Consider the following 16,478-nt stretch of genomic DNA (forward strand, 5'->3'; position numbering starts at 1 on the left):
CAGGACTATTTTAGCCTTGCTTGTTTTAATATTGAATTTTCCGTCCCTTTCTTTAAATCCTTTTTAGGATGTGGAACGGTCACAATCCCTTTCTTTATCGGATGAGTAAAGTGATAGTGGCTTCCTGTAGCATGGTGAAAAATCCAACCATCCGCTTCAATCATCTTAATTATTTTTCGACTATCCACATTGATTTGCTCCCATGCTGTTTGATTATGTGGTTATTATACCTACAATTAAATTATAGTCAATTATTTTATGGTTATCATACCTCTACTTCATCGATTATTGGCTGGGAGCGATATTTCAGCAAATAATGTATCGAGTTTCAGTTTAGCAAATCCCGCTGAAATACGCGGATACTCCCCATCATAACGTGGCGTCACCCAATCGCCAAACTCAACCGAAACTTTGTTAATATTGATACTACTCATCTACACCTATAATTCTTTAAATTGCGGTCAGTTTCCTACTCGTTTTGTCTACTCCCTTAATTTCGTTATATAAAACAAATTACAAAGATATATATAATTTCATATATAATGAACCACATTAAAAACTAACCGCGCTTTTCTCATGAATAAAAACACGCTGATTTTTATCTTGCTTATTTTATTGCTTTTTAGCCTTGCCTTGTTTTCCTTGTCTTGGGGACGCTTTGCTATTCCGATTGAAAACGTAGTGCAAAGCCTAATGGGCAATAACACCAGTGACGTACAAAACAACATCATTTTCAATCTGCGCTTGCCACGCATTCTTGCTGCTATTTTAGTGGGCTCTGCGCTTGCGGTGGCGGGTGCAACCTTTCAGGGGATTTTCCGCAATCCGTTGGTGTCGCCTGATCTGTTAGGTGTATCCAGTGGTGCTTGTATTGGCGCAGCCATTGCGATTCTACTCGGTTTCGGGTTGTTTGCCATTCAGGGATTTGCATTTGTGGGCGGTTTAATTGCCGTGTTGATGACCATGAGCCTGCCGAAGCTTGTGCAGCGCGATTCCACGATTATTCTTGTGCTTTCCGGAATTATCATTTCCGGCTTTATGATGGCCTGCCTTGGTTTAATTAAATATCTCGCCGACCCGGAAACCCAACTTGCCGACATTGTGTATTGGCAAATGGGGAGCCTGACCAAAGTAGATTATAAAAACTTGAGCATGCTCTCCCCGATTATTTTGTTTACTACCGGTGGTTTACTCATGATGCGCTGGCGTATTAACGTGTTGTCATTGGGTGATCGGGAAGCAAAATTAATCGGTGCCAATATTCGTTTGGAACGTAATCCGATGGTGATTTTTGCCACTTTGCTTACCGCCTCTGCGGTCTGTTTAAGCGGTACGATTGGTTGGATTGGCCTCATTATTCCGCATTTGGCGCGTATGTTTATCGGCGACAATAACCTTCGCACCCTTCCGCTGTCTGCACTGATCAGTGCCTTATTCTTGCTCATTATCGATACCTTAGCACGCAATTTATATACCCAAGAAGTTCCACTCGGCATTCTCACAGGCTTTATCGGTGCGCCGTTTTTTGCTTGGGTGTTAGTGAAGCAAAAAGTCGCGGAATAAGGAGCCGATATGTTAAAAATCAACCAACTTTATTTTCAACATCAGCCTCATATTCCGTTATTAAATGGTGTGGACTTAACGCTGAATGCAGGTGAAAGACATTCTCACAGAAGACAATCTGCGAGAACTTTACCAAACAGATTTGCGTTTAATTGAGGTGCCTGAATTAGGATGCAAAATCTGTGCCATTACGCATATTTAAGAGGACGTATTTATGACCCTGAAAAAACTTCCCTAAAACTTACCGCACTTTTTGCTGCTACTTTGTTGGCATTTTCCGCGCAAGCGAAAATCGTCACCGACGTGGATGGTAACCAAGTGGAAATCGCTGATCGCGTGGAATGTGTCGCCGACCTTTGGCATGCCAATAACCAAATCGTGTTGTTATTAGGTGGGGCCGACAAATTAGTTGCAACGACCACCGCTATTGCGGCGAATCCTTGGTTCGCTGAAGTGTATCCAAACATTAAAAACGTTCCGGTACTAACTAACGGCGAAACGATTCAAGTGGAAGAATTGTTGTCACAAAAACCGGATGCAGTGTTGTTGTCTAAAAAATCCATGCTAACTGAAGTAAACCAAGCCGGCTTAAAAGGCGTGCGTGTGAGTTTTCAAGATTTTGAGGGATTAAAGAAAACGGTGAGCATCACTGCCGAGGTTTTAGGAGACAAAGCCCCTGAAATCGCGAAAAGTTACATCAAAGAACTTGAAGGCAACATTCAATTCGTCGAATCCCGCATTAAAGACGTGAAAGAAGAAAAACGTCCAACTGTATTGCACATCACTAGCGGCGCTGATTTACTTAAGATTGACGGTGGCAAATCCATGATTGGTGAATGGATTCGTTTAGCCGGCGGTAAAAGCGTGTTACCGGATCAAGCCAACATGGTGACTGTCACCATGGAGTCCATTGTGGAAGCCAACCCGGATGTAATTATCATCGGCAGCAGCGGCAATAAATCTCAAGCCGCCATTCAGAAAATCAAATCTGATCCAACTTGGCAATCCATCAGTGCGGTCAAAAATAATCGTATTTATGCGAACCCGACGGGGACTTTCCCATGGGATCGCTATAGTGCGGAAGAAGCTTTACAAATTTTGTGGGCGGCACAATTATTCCATCCGGAAAAATTCCAAGACGTTGATATGGTAGAAAAAACACAGGCGTTTTACAAAAAATATTACGGTTATGTGTTAAGTAAAGAAAACGCTGAGCAAATCTTAAAAAGGCTATCACCTCTTAAGTAGTATTGGTTCTTATCGCCATTATCGATAAAACGTACTCTCTTTTTCATCCGCCTACTTTTTAGGTATCAACACAAGGACATTTCTATGAAAATCAGTGCAAGAAATCAATTAAAAGGTAAAGTTATTTCAATCGAAAGCGGTTCTGTGAACGCAATCGTTCACCTTGATATTGGTGGCGGCAACGTGATTTCTTCTACCATTTCTCTTGAAGCGGTAAAAGAATTAGGTTTAGCGGTAGGCAAAGACGCTTACGCAATTATCAAAGCCACTTCCGTGATGGTTGGTGTAGAATAATTTATCTTAATGAAAGATAAAACAACCGTACTTGAAAAAGTGCGGTTGTTTTTTATTTATAGCCAGTCAAAGCCAGACTATAAAAATCATAGGCTATGCGTAATTCAAGATCTCGTGCGTAGCGTGCATCTTGATGCACGACCAAACCACGCACGGAACGTTATTTAATATTCACGATTTCGTGCAACAAGTTGCACGCTACGATTCTAGAATCGCTATATCTTAGATCCGTAATACGAACGTATTTTTGGTATTACAAACGCAGAAAAACTGAAGTTATGATGCTAAATGTAATACTAAAATCATGAAATTGAATGATACTCTATGAAACTCTACGAGACAATAAGACAAACAAAAAGGCTATAAGTATTTGATTTTATATGATGAATGGAACTTTATGATACTTTATGAAAGGAAAAGATGGTGCGACCGGCTGGACTCGAACCAGTGACCCCCACCATGTCAAGGTGGTGCTCTAACCAACTGAGCTACGGTCGCAAATTGCGTGCGATAATATCTAGCTTTTTGTATTAACACAAGCTTTTTATCGTATTTGTTGACTGAATGCAAAAAAAATATACAAAAAAACGGAATTTTCCTTTTGGTGTTTGGGTTTACCATGCTTCAATAACAAGTCATTTCATAAAATACCTCTTTTTGATTAATGTAATCAATTTCATCCATCGTTTTTTCAAATCATTTTTATTGATTTAAATCATATATTTAGATTTCTTTTTTCGTCAAAATCGCGCTGCTGTTTTTACTTTTCTAACATTGGAGCACAAAGGATGAAAAAATTTGCACTTAAAGCCGCCGTCATTGCGATTACTGGTTACTTAGGCGTTGTTGGATATATCCATCAATATGATAAAGGACAGTCAGAAAAATTACTTGCTGAGGGTAATTACTCTGCCGAACAACAGAAGGTTGCCAAAATTTTGTTTGATAATGGTTGCCAGTATTGTCATACCTCGAATGCTGATTTGCCTTTCTACGCTAACCTTCCCTTCGCAGATGCTATCTTAAGCCATGATATTGAATCAGGTAAACGCGTCTTTTTATTAAATAAATTACTGGATGGCTTAAAAGATCCGAGTAAATTATCTGAAGTGGATTTAGCAAAACTTGAACGTGTGATTGAAAATAACGAAATGCCGGTAGCTAAATTCCGCCATATCCACTGGGGAAGTCGCCCTGATGACAGTGAGAAAACCACGTTATTAAATTGGATTCGTGAGCAACGAAAGGCCTTTTTGCCGGCAAATACGCAAGGCGCCAATCCCCACAATCTGATCCAACCAATTCCCGATGCTATTATGACCGATCCTGCCAAAGTAGAACTTGGTCGCAAACTCTTTATGGATGACCGACTCTCTGCAGATAGCACCGTTCAATGCCACAGCTGTCACCAGCTTGACAAAGGTGGGGTTGACCGCTTAGATGTCTCCACCGGTATTGACGGTAAAAAAGGGGGTATCAATGCGCCAACCGTATTTAATGCCGCATTTAACTTTGTTCAATTCTGGGATGGTCGCGCAATCGATCTTGCTGCACAAGCGGGAGGACCACCAATTAATCCGGTCGAAATGGGCAGCCATTCATGGGATGACATCGTAGCGAAATTTAAACAGGATGAAGAATTCCAAAAAGAATTCTTGAAAGTGTATCCTGAAGTGAGCCAAGCGACATTAACCCACGCTATCGGTGAATATGAAAAAACCCTGATCACCCCAAATAGCGATTTTGACCGCTACTTAAAAGGCGATAAAACCGCATTAAATGAACAGCAATTAAAAGGCTATGAATTGTTTAAGAAACATAAATGCGACACCTGCCATACCGGTGTGAATATGGGCGGACAATCTTACGAATACATGGGTATTTACGGCGATTACTTCAAAGATCGCGGCACACCAATCACGGAAGCCGATCAAGGTCGTTTCGCACAAACCAAGGATCCATATGATATGCATCGCTTTAAAGTGCCGTCATTGCGTAATATCGCATTAACTGCGCCTTATATGCATGATGCCTCTGCAAAAGACTTGAAAGAAGCTGTTCGTATCATGCTGAAATATCAAAGCAATGTGGCGAAACCGCAACAACAAGACATTGATGACATTACGTCTTTCTTAGAAAGTCTCAATGGTGAGTTTGAAGGTAAGAAATTGCAATAATCACCATCAATAAAAAGTGCGGTGGATTTTCAACACGTTTTTAAACGTCGTAAAAATTCACCGCACTTTTTTAGAATCGTAGCGTGCAACTTGTTGCACGAAATCATGAATGCCTGAAAGCGTTAAATAACGTTCCGTGCGTAATTTGGTCGTGCATCAAGATGCACGCTACGAACTGTTACATTCTTTTATTTGATATGTCATAGAAATAAAGGAGAGAATGTGCTGTAAAGCGACATTCTCTCTCGCATTGATTAATAAAATAACTTAGGCCGTTGTCGCTCGTTTCGCAATTTCTTCATCACGTAAAACACGACGTAAAATTTTGCCCACGTTGGTTTTCGGCAATTCCTCACGGAACTCAATGTCTTTTGGAATTTTATAGCCGGTTAAATATTTGCGGCAATGTTGTCGCAACTCATCACGGGTTAAACTGTCCTCTTTCTTCACAACGAAGAGTTTGATGGTTTCCCCTGACACGTCATTTGGCACACCGATTGCCGCGACTTCAGCCACTTTATTGTTTAACATCGCCACATCTTCGATTTCATTCGGATACACGTTAAAACCGGACACCAAAATCATGTCTTTTTTGCGATCCACAATGCGCAAACTGTAACTTTCATCCATGATCACAATATCACCGGTTGCCATCCAACCGTCTTTGATCACTTCTGCGGTGGCTTCCGGGCGTTGCCAATACCCTTGCATCACCTGTTCGCCTTTCACCCACAACTCCCCTGCTTCACCGAGAGCCGCTTCAGAGCCGTCTTCTTTCACAATTCGAATATCGGTGTTCGGGACCGGCACACCAATACTGCCGTTATGCTTCACCACATTCACCGGGCATGCCGCAATTAGCGGAGAGCATTCCGTCATGCCGTAACCTTCAATAATGTTACAACCGGTCAATTCATGCCAACGAGTGGCAACGGATTGGTGAATCGCCATGCCGCCGCCTACGGAAAGTTTTAAGGCAGAGAAATTCACGTTCTTCAACTCGTCATTGTTTAACAAGGCGTTAAACAAGGTATTTACGCCGGTAATCGCCACAAACGGATATTTTTTCAGTTCTTTTACAAAACCCGGAATATCACGCGGGTTCGTAATTAATACGGCAGTCACCCCTAATTCAATAAACAACAAGCAGTTCACGGTGAGAGCAAAAACATGATACAGAGGCAAGGCCAAAATGGCTAATCGCTCACGACTACGATCGCCCACAAAAGGATAGGCAATCCACTTGGCTTGGAACACATTCACGATAATATTGCCGTGCGACAACATCGCGCCTTTTGCTACTCCCGTCGTACCACCTGTGTATTGCAAAAAGGCCAAATCATTGCGTTCTATTTGCGGACGCACATATTGACGATATTTACCGACACTCAACACTTCACGGAACGTGACCGCATTTGGCAACTTATATTTTGGCACGAGTTTCTTCACGTATTTCACCACGAAGTTCACTAATGTGCGTTTACCGAAAGACAACTGATCGCCCATACGGGTCAAAATAACGTGTTTCACGGAGGTGTTAAAAACGATTTTTTCTAAGGTAGAAGCAAAGTTAGACACCACCACAATGGCTTTAGCACCACTGTCTTGAAGTTGGTGTTCCAACTCACGTGGTGTGTAAAGCGGGTTCACATTTACCACCACAAGGCCGGCGCGTAAAATACCAAACAAGGCGATTGGATATTGCAACAAATTCGGCATCATTAATGCCACACGCTCACCACGCTCCAACTTCAATTCATTTTGCAAATAGGCCGCAAAAGCACGACTGCGTTCTTCCAATTTACGAAACGTTAACACTTGTCCCATATTAATATAAGCGGCACGGTCGGGATGTTCGCGAATCGCTTTATCAAACATATCTAAAATCGAATCGTATTCTGACGTATCCAATTCACGCTCAGAACCTTCCGGATAATTTTGAAACCAAGGTTTAGTCATAGTGATGCCTAATCTTTTTTCTTTATTTTTATGAAATGAGGCGGAATTCTAACATTCCGCCTAAACTTAATACAAATTATAGCGAAGACGTGGTTCAGCCCACATGAATCTCGGTGCGCCCCAACCGTATGGATAAAACGGCCCGTAATCATACATGTCGTCCGGATCGTAATAATATTCTTGTACTAACTTCCAAAGACGATATTGATGCGCCTGCACCACCGGATAGCTGTAATCTGCTTGATCAATTTTGCCCGGCTCTTTGCCGCTTAATACACCGGCAACAGTAATATATTGATCTTTTAAGTTTTCTGGGTCCACAAAGCCGTTTAAGTAGGCAATAAATCGCCCATTGCTGTGGCTATCAATCATCGGTTTTGCGGAGAAATACGCGACCGTTTGGTTCAACACTTCCACTTTTGTCTGATTTTTTAATGCGGTAGCGGAAATCACTTTGCCGCCCAGACGTACTTTCACACAACGGCAGTCATAATCTTGCGGTTGGATGTTATTTAAATTTAACGCATCAAATTGTTTTGGCTCTAACCCTTGCGGCGCCGACACACAACCGCTTAAAACAAGAGAAAGTGCGGTCAATATTAACCCTATTTTTTTGGTCATTTTAATGCTCCTCTCAAAAGGTGATTAAAATCTATTCTCGCCCCGGCAATTTCTTCCACGTCACTTCATTGCGTAAGTAAATCGGCTCAATCTCCAACGGGCTAATGGTCTCGCCGGCAAACCATTTTGGCAATGCCAAATCCAGCATATATAAAGCGGAAGGCAAGGTGATCTCTGTCACTTTACCAAGATTCGCTTCTTTTAACTCAGGATAAGCCGCCCAGCCGGTTCCTGCTAAAACGGCATTTTCATGATGTTGTTGAGCGACTTGCTCAATGACTTTTGACGGGCTACAAACCTGCTCGGCAATCATCGGCTGCCAATCTAAAAACTCACCGAAATCTGACCGCACTTTTTGCGCCTGCCATTCGGCGAAATACACTTCATTCATACGGGCATCAATGGCCGTCAACACATTTTCCGCCTGATATTGCACATAAGCAGCTTGTGCCATGGCGGCCAAATTCGACACCGGAATCACCGGCAACGCTGCCCCAAAGGCTAGGCCTTGCGCAATGCCAGCACCAATACGCACACCGGTAAAACTGCCCGGGCCACGGCCGAAAACCAGGGCATCCACTTGATGTAGAGTAATGCCCGATTGGGCCAAAATTTCATCCACCATCGGCAAAATATGTTTGGTGTGTTCACGCTGTGCAAATTGCGCTAAATGTGTTTTTTCACCGCCGCGTAACAAAGCAACAGAACAAGCCTCTGTTGCGGTATCTAAAGCTAATAATGTGACATTTTTCATGGTTATATAGATTCGTTGTTATCGTCTGTCTTTAACGTTGTTAAGAATTGTACCACTTTGTGCAAATCCCGCGTACGTTTAAAATTCGGCAAACTGCGCAAAAAGGTTTCTCCATAAGGGCGCATCACCAAACGGTTATCGCAAATAATCACAGCACCGCGATCAGTCACATCACGAATTAACCGCCCTACGCCCTGCTTCAAGGTAATCACCGCTTCGGGAATCTGAATATCGTTAAATGGATCGCCGCCCTGCAAACGGCAATCTTCAATGCGTGCTTTCAATAATGGCTCATCAGGTGCAGTAAAGGGCAATTTATCGATAATCACCAGCGACAAGGCATCGCCCCGCACGTCCACGCCCTCCCAAAAACTGGAAGTTGCCACCAGCACGCTGTGCGATTGCGAAATAAATTGTTCCAACAACGTGGTTTTCGCCGTTTCGCCCTGCAATAAAATCGTCAGTTCACTGTTTTCACGAAAATAGTCCGCCAGGCTACGCATCATGGCATAAGACGTGCAAAGCACAAAACAACGGCCTTGGTTGGCTTCGATAATCGGCAGTAACATTTTGCCTAATTGGGTGAACGTACTGTTGTGATTGGTCGCCGGCAGATAACGCGGCACGCAAAGCAAGGATTGCTCTGCATAATTAAAAGGGCTCGGCAGAATTTTCTGCTCCGCATCTTGAATACCTAAACGCTGGCAAAAATGGGCAAAAGTGCCGCCCACTTCCAAGGTGGCAGAAGTGAAAATCCAGGCGCATTTTTGTTTCGCCATTTGCTCACCAAACTTATCCGCCACGGTGAGCGGGGTAATATGCAGCCCAAACTGGCGACCGATACACTCAAACCAATAGCAATACCCGGTGATTTCTGTTTCCGTCAGGCGTTTAAGTAAATTTTGTAACTGCGCAATGCGCTCAAAAATGCTGTCCAGCGTTTGTGAACGCCCTAAGCCCAATTTCACCACTTCGGCAGTAAAATTCAGTTTTTCCAGTAAAAAATCAAAGGCTTTTTTGACCGCACTTTGTTGTAGCATTTGCCGCCAGTTGCCGCGCAAATTGCCTTCACCCAACATTAAACGAAAATCCTGTACGATTTTTAACAGCTGATCCGCCGCCACACCAAGCTGTTTCATGTCTTTTACTTCAGTGCGATAGGTAATTTGAATGTCTTTACATAAATCAAAAAGTTGGCGGGATGTCACCGATTGACCGAAATATTGGCTGGCGATATCAGGCAGTTGGTGCGCTTCATCAAACACAATCACTTCTGCATTTGGGATCAATTCACCGAAGCCGTTTTCTTTCACTGCCATGTCGGCAAAAAATAAGTGATGATTAACCACCACCAAATCCGCATTCAACGCTTTTTTACGCGCCAATGCCACAAAACAATCCGCATAATTGGGGCAATCACTCCCCAAACAACTTTCTGCCGTGCTGGTGAGCTGAGGCAAAATCGGGCTGTCTTCGGCAATTTCAATACATTCGGACAAATCGCCGGTCTTCGTGGCGTTGCGCCATTTGCGCACTTTGGATAAATCGTGCAGCACACTGCGATCACCCAGTACCCCTTGCGCAATCACCTGTTCCAAACGCTCTAAACATAAATAATTGGCACGCCCTTTGAGCAAGGCAATTTTGCCGCTGTACCCGAGGGCTTTTTGAATGGCTGGCAGGTCACGATTAAACAGCTGATCCTGTAAATTTTTGGAACCGGTGGAAATGATGGTTTTCTTTTTCGCCAATAACGCCGGCGCCAAATACGCAAAGGTTTTGCCCGTACCCGTACCGGCTTCCACCACTAACGCCTCTTGCAGTTCAATGGCATTGCCCACCGCCGTCGCCATGTCAAGCTGTTCTGCGCGGGGACGAAAGCCCTTGATATGGGCGCTCAATGCACCATCTGGGGAAAATGCCTTGCTAATTTGTTTTGAATACGCCATTATTTTTCACCTGTTAAAAAGTCAGCACAGTATAGCAGATTTCCCCTCTTTCTGAATCAACAAGGACAAGATGATGAACATTCAATTACAACAACAAATCACACCGGAATTGAGTTTATATGCGTATAACGAAATTCCCGTTTTACATTTACGCCACGCCGTCGGCACCGCAAAAATCGCCTTACAAGGGGCGCATTTATTCAGCTGGCAACCGGCGCACAGCAAACAAGACGTATTGTGGTTAAGTGACATCGAACCGTTTAAAGCCGGCACAGCAATTCGTGGCGGCATCCCGATTTGCTATCCATGGTTTAATAATGCCGGCACGCCGGCGCATGGCTTCGCTCGCACCAGCCTGTGGCAACTAAGCGACTATGAGATTAGCAACGACAAAGTGCGGTTGGTTTTTTCGTTGTTTTCCAAACACAACATCATCTTGGCTAAAATTGAAATGCTGTTCACCGAACATTGCGATCTACGCTTTACTCACTGCGGTGAAACCGGCATGGAAAACGTGCAACTGGCACTGCACAGTTATTTCAAGATTGGCAACATCGCCAACACGAGTATCGCCAACCTGCCAACAACCTGTTTTAACTCTCTCACTAAATCACAGGAAACCGTGCCTTCACCACGCTCCATCAATGAAAACGTGGATTGCATTTATACCGCGCCACAACAGCCAACGGAAATTCACGACCAAGCCAACCAACGTACTCTATTCGTGACACATCAAAATGCCAGCGATGTGGTGTTATGGAACCCATGGCACAAAGCCACAAGTAGCATGGCTGAAAACGGCTATCAAACCATGGTATGCGTAGAAACCGCGCGAATCCATCGCTACCTTGAGGCTGGCGAAACCGTGGCGGTGAGATTGAGTGTGAAATAGTTCTAAAATAGATCAAAGTGCGGTCAGATTTTTAGATGTTTTTCAACACTCAACATCTGATCGCTTGAGCTTTGGCTAAATTCCCTTAAATCTCCTTAGCTCCCTATCAAAGCAATTCGTAAAATGTTTTATTTTTAACCTACTTTGCCATTTATTACTGCCGTGTTTGTGAGTAACATAATGGGCGATTCAAAACACATAACCATCCATATAAAAGGAGATTAAATCATGAAAAAATTAATGACTGCGGTCGTTTTCGCTGCTGCGATGACAGCGCCCTTAGCTGCCTCTGCAGCTTCTATGTCAGAAACAGAAAAAGCAATGGCGCAGCAAGCAAACACAAAAGGCGTTTGGATCGATGTTCGCTCCGCCGAAGAATTTAATGCAGGCCATTTACAAAATGCGATTAACATTCCGCACGAGCAAATCCTTGACCGCATCCAAGCCGTTAGCCCGGATAAAGATGCACCTATCAACCTCTACTGCCGCAGCGGTCGCCGTGCAGAAGTGGCGTTAAACGCACTGAAAAAAGCAGGTTACACCAACGTTACCAACCATGGTGGTTATGAAGATTTGGTTAAGAAAGGCATGAAATAAGCACGCCTTATTTAAAATAACAATCCCCTAAATTTCTCACTGGAGTATTTAGGGGATTTTTTATAAGTATATTTGTTTAATCAAGAGGCTCAAAACATATGTCATTAACTATTTTATTAGGAAAATCCTTACTAGGATAATAAGATGGTATGCCAACTGCAATAAATGTATTATCAATTATAATATCTCCCTTAATTTTCGTCTAAGATAGATTCAATATTATACAATGGCACATTTACCATCCAATCCTGCTCTCTATAATCCGCCATGGAAAAGCGGATTGCCTGTTCGGGCTGAAATTGTTCTACATACACTTTTAAACTTTTCGCTTTCAAATTTTCTTCCGCTTTAACTTCAATCGGAATCACAGCTTGCTTACGTTGCACAATAAAATCGACCTCTGCCGTACCTTTTTCAGTTGCCCAATAAAACACTGGATTGTCTTGTGTAGCAATCAGCTGTTGCAGGACGTATTGTTCGGTTAATGCGCCTTTAAATTCGCTGAAGATACGGCTACCCTCTAGCAGTACGCTGGCATCCAAATGACTTTGTGCGGCAAGCAACCCCACATCTAAGCCATACAATTTAAAGGCATTATCTTGATAGGCGGAAAGAGGCAAATGTGGTTTTTTCACGCGAGGTACAGGATGCACCAAACCGCTGTCTTTTAGCCATTGCAACGCAATTTCATAATCTTTGCTCCGTGCCCCTTTTTGGAGTTGCGAATAGATGAACTTTTTATTTTCTTTGGCAAGCTGTTCAGGAATGGAAGCCCAAATTGACCTCACTTTTTGCACCGTGTTGCCATCTGAAATGTGTTTGGAAAAATCTTGCTCATACGCCATCAATAAGTTGCGCTGCACTTGGCGAACCTCATTAACATTTTGCGTGTCAACAAATACCTTTACCGCTTCCGGCATACCGCCGACAAAATAATATAAGCGGAGCAAATCAATATAAGTGGTTTTCATAGCTGTAATCAGCGACCAGTCCTTCAGTTCAAGCAATTTCACCAAATCTTGTTTGCCAAGTGCGGTTAGAAATTCGTGAAAATCCATGGGATAAAGCGGTAGAAAATCCACCTTGCCGACAGGAAATGACGCTTGATGATGTAACGATACTCCCAGTAATGAACCTGCTGCGACAATATAAAACTGCGGTGCATTTTCATAAAAGTATTTCAGTGATGACAGTGCTTGCGGGACTTCTTGCACTTCATCAAAAATAATCAGGGTATTTTCCGTTTGAATATCAACGCCGCTTTCAATTTTCAAACCAAGAATCAAGCGCTCAATATCATAGTCGCTAGAAAATAACGTTTTCATGCGAGGGTTATTATCAAAGTTGATATACGCCACTTTCTCAAAGGATGCCTCGCCAAAGTGTTTCATCGCCCAAGTTTTACCAACCTGCCTTGCCCCTTGAATAATCAATGGCTTGCGGTTGGTTTTGTGCTTCCATTTTTCTAAGGATTGAATAATTTTTCGCTGCATAATGTTTCTCAACGTGATGAATTGAATAGATTATAGCGAGTTTTAAACATTTTTTCTAACGAAAAATCTATACTTGAAACACTTTTTCCAATGTAAAACTGTAATAAGTTAACATTTCTTCAATGGAAATTTTTTGATTATCGCCAGCCAAAGTCTGGTTATAAAAACCATACGCTAGTGTAATATTTGCCCTCTCGTAACGTGCATCTTGATGCACGATCAACCCACGCACGGAACGTTATTTAACCCTTTCAGGCATTCACAATTTCGTGCAACACGTTGCACGCTACAGAAGAGATGATTAATTGCTTTAGACGGTTTTTGTATGTAACGTCTTGTGGGAGGAAAAATGCCAATGGTAGAGGCTGTTTAACATTAACAACAGCAATCCGCTCCAAATGAAAAAATAGGTTAAATAGGCGGATTCATTCACCGGTGTGTGTAAGAACCAAATGGCGAATAAAAAAAGCAGGCTTGGTTCAAGATAGCTCATCATGGAAAATAAACTCACCGGCAACAATAGACCGGATTTTAGATTGGCAGTCACGGAAACGGCGCTAATTAATCCCAATAATGGCACGAACAACCAATAGCGCGAATCACTAACCAGTAAATCTGTCACATTCGGCTGAAACGCCAAATAAATAAAGCAGGGAATCGAAATAAAAATAATATCTAGCGTCAATCCTTGCAACGCCGGTGTTTTCATGGCGCGACGGCTTAAATAATACGGTGGATAACCCAAGCAGACCCATAGGCTGGTCCAAGAGAAGGTTTGTGTCGTCCACAACTCATGAGCAACACCCAGTGCGGCTAAAAATAACGCCATTTTTTGTAATAAGGTTAAGCGTTCTTTAAACCATAAATAACCGCCGAATGCCATCACTAAGGGAAATAAAAAGTAGCCCACCGCCACATTCACGCCTTCGCCATTCACCGGCGCCCACATAAATAACCAAAACTGACTACCTGCCAAGGCGCTACCCATTAAAAAGGTTAACCAGCGTTTCCAGCTTGAGCCTAATTCGTTGCGAATAAAGGTTTTCAAACCGGATAAGCCCATTATGGGTAATAAGATCGCCAATATGGCAAATAATGATCCGATCATGCGCAAAACAAAAACATCCGTACCATTTAACGGCAACATCCATGCGCTGAATAAATACATAATGCCAAATAAACTTTGCGAAAAAATACACAGCCACACACCTTTGGATACCGTTTGCATTGCTCTCCTCCACCCTTAGTTGATTTTAGGGAAATTATACTTAAAGCGCTAAATAACCCATTTCAATTAATCGGGAATAATGAGATAATTTCTCAAAATTTACATTAATTTTGGTAAAAATTCTCAAATGGTGAAATTATGTACCACTTAGATAAACTCGATAGGGCGATTCTCAATGAATTACAGACTGACGCGACCATTCCGTTAAAAGAACTCGCTGATCGGGTTAACAGCACCATCGCCACCTGCCAACGCCGTATTCAGTTACTTAAACAACATCACGTTATCACCAAACAAGTGGCCATTGTCTCCCCTTCTGCCGTGGGGAAATCCATTAGTGTATTTGTGTTGGTGGAGTTAGATAATCAACAATCTCATTATCAAGCTGAATTTGAACGCAAAATGCGCGGGGAGAAGGATGTGATCGCTTGTTATGAAATTTCCGGTGATTATGATTATTTGCTGTTGGTGCATACGGAAGATATGACAAGCTACCACCGTTTTATTCACGAAGTGCTAATCGGCGGTGCCCATGTGAAAGGTTACAAAAGTCAGTTTGTGATGAATTTCTTTAAGACGGAAAGCAAAATTATTCTATAGCCTAATGTTGCCTAAATTACCAGAGGCTCATTTGTTCCGAGGTTTTTTCTTCCGGCAGGGTGACGTGCAAGCCGATTAAGCGAATGCTTCTCCCCTGCCGACGTGTCCAAATTTGCCCCAGCAATTGTTGAAAATTTTCATGTGAAAATTTCACCGCACTTTTCTCTAACGTGGTTACTTGGAAATCTTCAAATTTGAGTTTCACACCGATTTTTCTTAATTGTGCCAAAGGCATTTCCGGACAGGCGCGTTGCACGCGTTTCACCAGTTGCGGATACAGGTTTGCCAACACGTCAATGCCCTCTTCTAACTGATGAATATTACTGAATAAGGTGGTTTCTACGCCCACAGACTTACGCTCACGATGCGGTTGAATTTCCCGCTCATCAATCCCATGGCTATATTGCCAAATGCTTTGCCCCATTTTGCCGAATAAATTTAACAACAGGTGACGATCCGTTTTCTGTACATCAGCACAGCGCACTAACCCCATTTGCAATAATTTTTCTGAGGTGACTTTGCCCACACCAGGGATTTTCTTTAAGGGCAAATTGGCGATAAATTCACTCACCTCTTTTGGCTCAATCACAAATTGTCCGTTCGGTTTATTTTGATCAGAGACGATTTTGGCGAGAAATTTTAATGGTGCAACACCGGCAGATGCCGTGAGGTGCAGTTCATTGAAAATCGCCTGGCGAATTTCCTGCGCAATCCATGTGGCAGAACCTGCGCATTTATCACAGTCGGTGACATCTAAATACGCTTCATCCAGCGAAAGCGGCTCAATAATAGACGTATAACGTTGAAAGATTTGATGAATTTGTTGGGAAACGGCACGATACAACGGCATATTCACCGGCAACAACACCAAATTCGGGCACAGTTTTAAGGCTTGGGCAGTGGGCATTGCGCTATGTAACCCAAATTGACGGGCAATATAATTACAAGTGCTCAACACCCCTCGTTGTTCAGCACGCCCTCCCACCGCAACCGGCTTATCGGCTAATGCGGGATTTTCGCGTATTTCAACAGAGGCATAAAAACAATCCATATCAATATGGATAATTTTTCTGGGTTTGCCATTCAACATATCAGACATAACT

The 16,478-nt window shown here is 42.8% G+C and carries 15 protein-coding genes, 1 tRNA gene and 1 pseudogene; 8 read left to right on the forward strand and 9 right to left on the reverse strand.

What is annotated here, in order from left to right; translation table 11 throughout:
- Window positions 1-5: 5 nt before the first annotated feature.
- Entirely contained in the window at window positions 6-188 is a 183-nt protein-coding gene (locus tag Q0203_RS02895; RefSeq protein ID WP_111277555.1) for a type II toxin-antitoxin system HicA family toxin, read from the reverse strand.
- 388 nt (window positions 189-576) lie between these two features.
- Here Q0203_RS02895 and Q0203_RS02900 point away from each other — a divergent pair, with 388 nt between their 5' ends.
- The 4 genes and pseudogenes from Q0203_RS02900 (at window position 577) to Q0203_RS02915 (ending at window position 3,105) form a co-directional block, all read left to right on the forward strand.
- Window positions 577-1,563 carry an iron ABC transporter permease gene (locus Q0203_RS02900; RefSeq protein WP_297929395.1) on the forward strand — a complete coding sequence of 329 codons (987 nt, stop codon included), beginning with the start codon at window positions 577-579 and terminating at the stop codon, window positions 1,561-1,563.
- 94 nt (window positions 1,564-1,657) lie between these two features.
- Window positions 1,658-1,765, forward strand: a pseudogene (locus Q0203_RS02905) (ABC transporter ATP-binding protein); the annotation flags it as partial.
- Window positions 1,735-2,811 carry an ABC transporter substrate-binding protein gene (locus tag Q0203_RS02910; RefSeq protein ID WP_297929397.1) on the forward strand — a complete coding sequence of 359 codons (1,077 nt, stop codon included), beginning with the start codon at window positions 1,735-1,737 and terminating at the stop codon, window positions 2,809-2,811. The pseudogene Q0203_RS02905 and the gene Q0203_RS02910, both read left to right, overlap by 31 nt.
- Window positions 2,812-2,895: 84 nt before the next feature.
- Window positions 2,896-3,105, forward strand: coding sequence for a TOBE domain-containing protein (locus Q0203_RS02915; RefSeq protein WP_297929399.1), 210 nt, complete (start codon window positions 2,896-2,898; stop codon window positions 3,103-3,105).
- A gap of 421 nt (window positions 3,106-3,526) precedes the next feature.
- Here Q0203_RS02915 and Q0203_RS02920 read toward each other — a convergent pair.
- Window positions 3,527-3,603: transfer RNA gene (locus Q0203_RS02920), tRNA-Val, on the reverse strand.
- A gap of 290 nt (window positions 3,604-3,893) precedes the next feature.
- Here Q0203_RS02920 and Q0203_RS02925 point away from each other — a divergent pair.
- A complete protein-coding gene (locus tag Q0203_RS02925) occupies window positions 3,894-5,282 on the forward strand; it encodes a cytochrome c peroxidase (RefSeq protein WP_297929401.1) in 1,389 nt (462 codons plus the stop codon).
- A gap of 267 nt (window positions 5,283-5,549) precedes the next feature.
- On the opposite strand, the gene fadD is transcribed toward Q0203_RS02925, so the two are convergent.
- The 4 genes from fadD to Q0203_RS02945 all read right to left on the reverse strand — a co-directional run bounded on the left by fadD (window position 5,550) and on the right by Q0203_RS02945 (window position 10,565).
- The gene (gene fadD, locus Q0203_RS02930) at window positions 5,550-7,241 is read right to left on the reverse strand and encodes a long-chain-fatty-acid--CoA ligase FadD (RefSeq protein ID WP_297929402.1); all 1,692 of its coding nucleotides are present in this window, start codon (window positions 7,239-7,241) and stop codon (window positions 5,550-5,552) included.
- A 66-nt stretch (window positions 7,242-7,307) separates the two neighbouring features.
- Complete coding sequence (locus tag Q0203_RS02935; protein WP_297929403.1) at window positions 7,308-7,862, reverse strand: Slp family lipoprotein; 555 nt, start codon at window positions 7,860-7,862, stop codon at window positions 7,308-7,310.
- 31 nt (window positions 7,863-7,893) lie between these two features.
- The gene (gene tsaB / locus Q0203_RS02940; RefSeq protein ID WP_297929405.1) at window positions 7,894-8,616 is read right to left on the reverse strand and encodes a tRNA (adenosine(37)-N6)-threonylcarbamoyltransferase complex dimerization subunit type 1 TsaB; all 723 of its coding nucleotides are present in this window, start codon (window positions 8,614-8,616) and stop codon (window positions 7,894-7,896) included.
- A 2-nt stretch (window positions 8,617-8,618) separates the two neighbouring features.
- Window positions 8,619-10,565, reverse strand: coding sequence for an ATP-dependent DNA helicase (locus tag Q0203_RS02945; RefSeq protein ID WP_297929406.1), 1,947 nt, complete (start codon window positions 10,563-10,565; stop codon window positions 8,619-8,621).
- Between the two features lie 70 nt (window positions 10,566-10,635).
- Between Q0203_RS02945 and Q0203_RS02950 the strand changes: the two genes are divergently transcribed.
- Together Q0203_RS02950 and Q0203_RS02955 are read left to right on the forward strand one after the other, a co-directional pair.
- Window positions 10,636-11,457 carry a D-hexose-6-phosphate mutarotase gene (locus Q0203_RS02950; RefSeq protein ID WP_297929408.1) on the forward strand — a complete coding sequence of 274 codons (822 nt, stop codon included), beginning with the start codon at window positions 10,636-10,638 and terminating at the stop codon, window positions 11,455-11,457.
- Between the two features lie 228 nt (window positions 11,458-11,685).
- On the forward strand, window positions 11,686-12,054 hold the full coding sequence (locus Q0203_RS02955; protein ID WP_297929410.1) for a rhodanese-like domain-containing protein: 369 nt from the start codon (window positions 11,686-11,688) through the stop codon (window positions 12,052-12,054).
- 191 nt (window positions 12,055-12,245) lie between these two features.
- Here Q0203_RS02955 and Q0203_RS02960 read toward each other — a convergent pair whose 3' ends face one another.
- The gene (locus tag Q0203_RS02960; RefSeq protein WP_297929411.1) at window positions 12,246-13,547 is read right to left on the reverse strand and encodes an ATP-binding protein; all 1,302 of its coding nucleotides are present in this window, start codon (window positions 13,545-13,547) and stop codon (window positions 12,246-12,248) included.
- 310 nt (window positions 13,548-13,857) lie between these two features.
- Window positions 13,858-14,775, reverse strand: coding sequence for an EamA family transporter (locus Q0203_RS02965; protein ID WP_297929413.1), 918 nt, complete (start codon window positions 14,773-14,775; stop codon window positions 13,858-13,860).
- A 138-nt stretch (window positions 14,776-14,913) separates the two neighbouring features.
- On the opposite strand from Q0203_RS02965, the gene Q0203_RS02970 reads away from it, so the two are divergent.
- Complete coding sequence (locus Q0203_RS02970; protein WP_297929415.1) at window positions 14,914-15,375, forward strand: Lrp/AsnC family transcriptional regulator; 462 nt, start codon at window positions 14,914-14,916, stop codon at window positions 15,373-15,375.
- Window positions 15,376-15,391: 16 nt separating this feature from the next.
- On the opposite strand, the gene dinB is transcribed toward Q0203_RS02970, so the two are convergent.
- Window positions 15,392-16,474: a DNA polymerase IV gene (gene dinB / locus Q0203_RS02975; RefSeq protein WP_297929417.1), complete on the reverse strand. Its 1,083-nt coding sequence runs from the start codon at window positions 16,472-16,474 to the stop codon at window positions 15,392-15,394.
- Window positions 16,475-16,478 lie beyond the last annotated feature (4 nt).

The sequence above is a fragment of the uncultured Aggregatibacter sp. genome (assembly GCF_938046485.1).
In the GTDB taxonomy this organism is placed as follows: Bacteria; Pseudomonadota; Gammaproteobacteria; order Enterobacterales; family Pasteurellaceae; genus Aggregatibacter.

Coding starts and splice junctions, on each gene's coding strand:
- Q0203_RS02900 (WP_297929395.1), top strand. CDS start 577: ATGAATAAAAACACGCTGATTTTTATCTTGCTTATTTTATTGCTTTTT.
- Q0203_RS02910 (WP_297929397.1), top strand. CDS start 1,735: ATGCAAAATCTGTGCCATTACGCATATTTAAGAGGACGTATTTATGAC.
- Q0203_RS02915 (WP_297929399.1), top strand. CDS start 2,896: ATGAAAATCAGTGCAAGAAATCAATTAAAAGGTAAAGTTATTTCAATC.
- Q0203_RS02925 (WP_297929401.1), top strand. CDS start 3,894: ATGAAAAAATTTGCACTTAAAGCCGCCGTCATTGCGATTACTGGTTAC.
- fadD (WP_297929402.1), bottom strand. CDS start 7,241: ATGACTAAACCTTGGTTTCAAAATTATCCGGAAGGTTCTGAGCGTGAA.
- Q0203_RS02935 (WP_297929403.1), bottom strand. CDS start 7,862: ATGACCAAAAAAATAGGGTTAATATTGACCGCACTTTCTCTTGTTTTA.
- tsaB (WP_297929405.1), bottom strand. CDS start 8,616: ATGAAAAATGTCACATTATTAGCTTTAGATACCGCAACAGAGGCTTGT.
- Q0203_RS02945 (WP_297929406.1), bottom strand. CDS start 10,565: ATGGCGTATTCAAAACAAATTAGCAAGGCATTTTCCCCAGATGGTGCA.
- Q0203_RS02950 (WP_297929408.1), top strand. CDS start 10,636: ATGATGAACATTCAATTACAACAACAAATCACACCGGAATTGAGTTTA.
- Q0203_RS02955 (WP_297929410.1), top strand. CDS start 11,686: ATGAAAAAATTAATGACTGCGGTCGTTTTCGCTGCTGCGATGACAGCG.
- Q0203_RS02960 (WP_297929411.1), bottom strand. CDS start 13,547: ATGCAGCGAAAAATTATTCAATCCTTAGAAAAATGGAAGCACAAAACC.
- Q0203_RS02965 (WP_297929413.1), bottom strand. CDS start 14,775: ATGCAAACGGTATCCAAAGGTGTGTGGCTGTGTATTTTTTCGCAAAGT.
- Q0203_RS02970 (WP_297929415.1), top strand. CDS start 14,914: ATGTACCACTTAGATAAACTCGATAGGGCGATTCTCAATGAATTACAG.
- dinB (WP_297929417.1), bottom strand. CDS start 16,474: ATGTCTGATATGTTGAATGGCAAACCCAGAAAAATTATCCATATTGAT.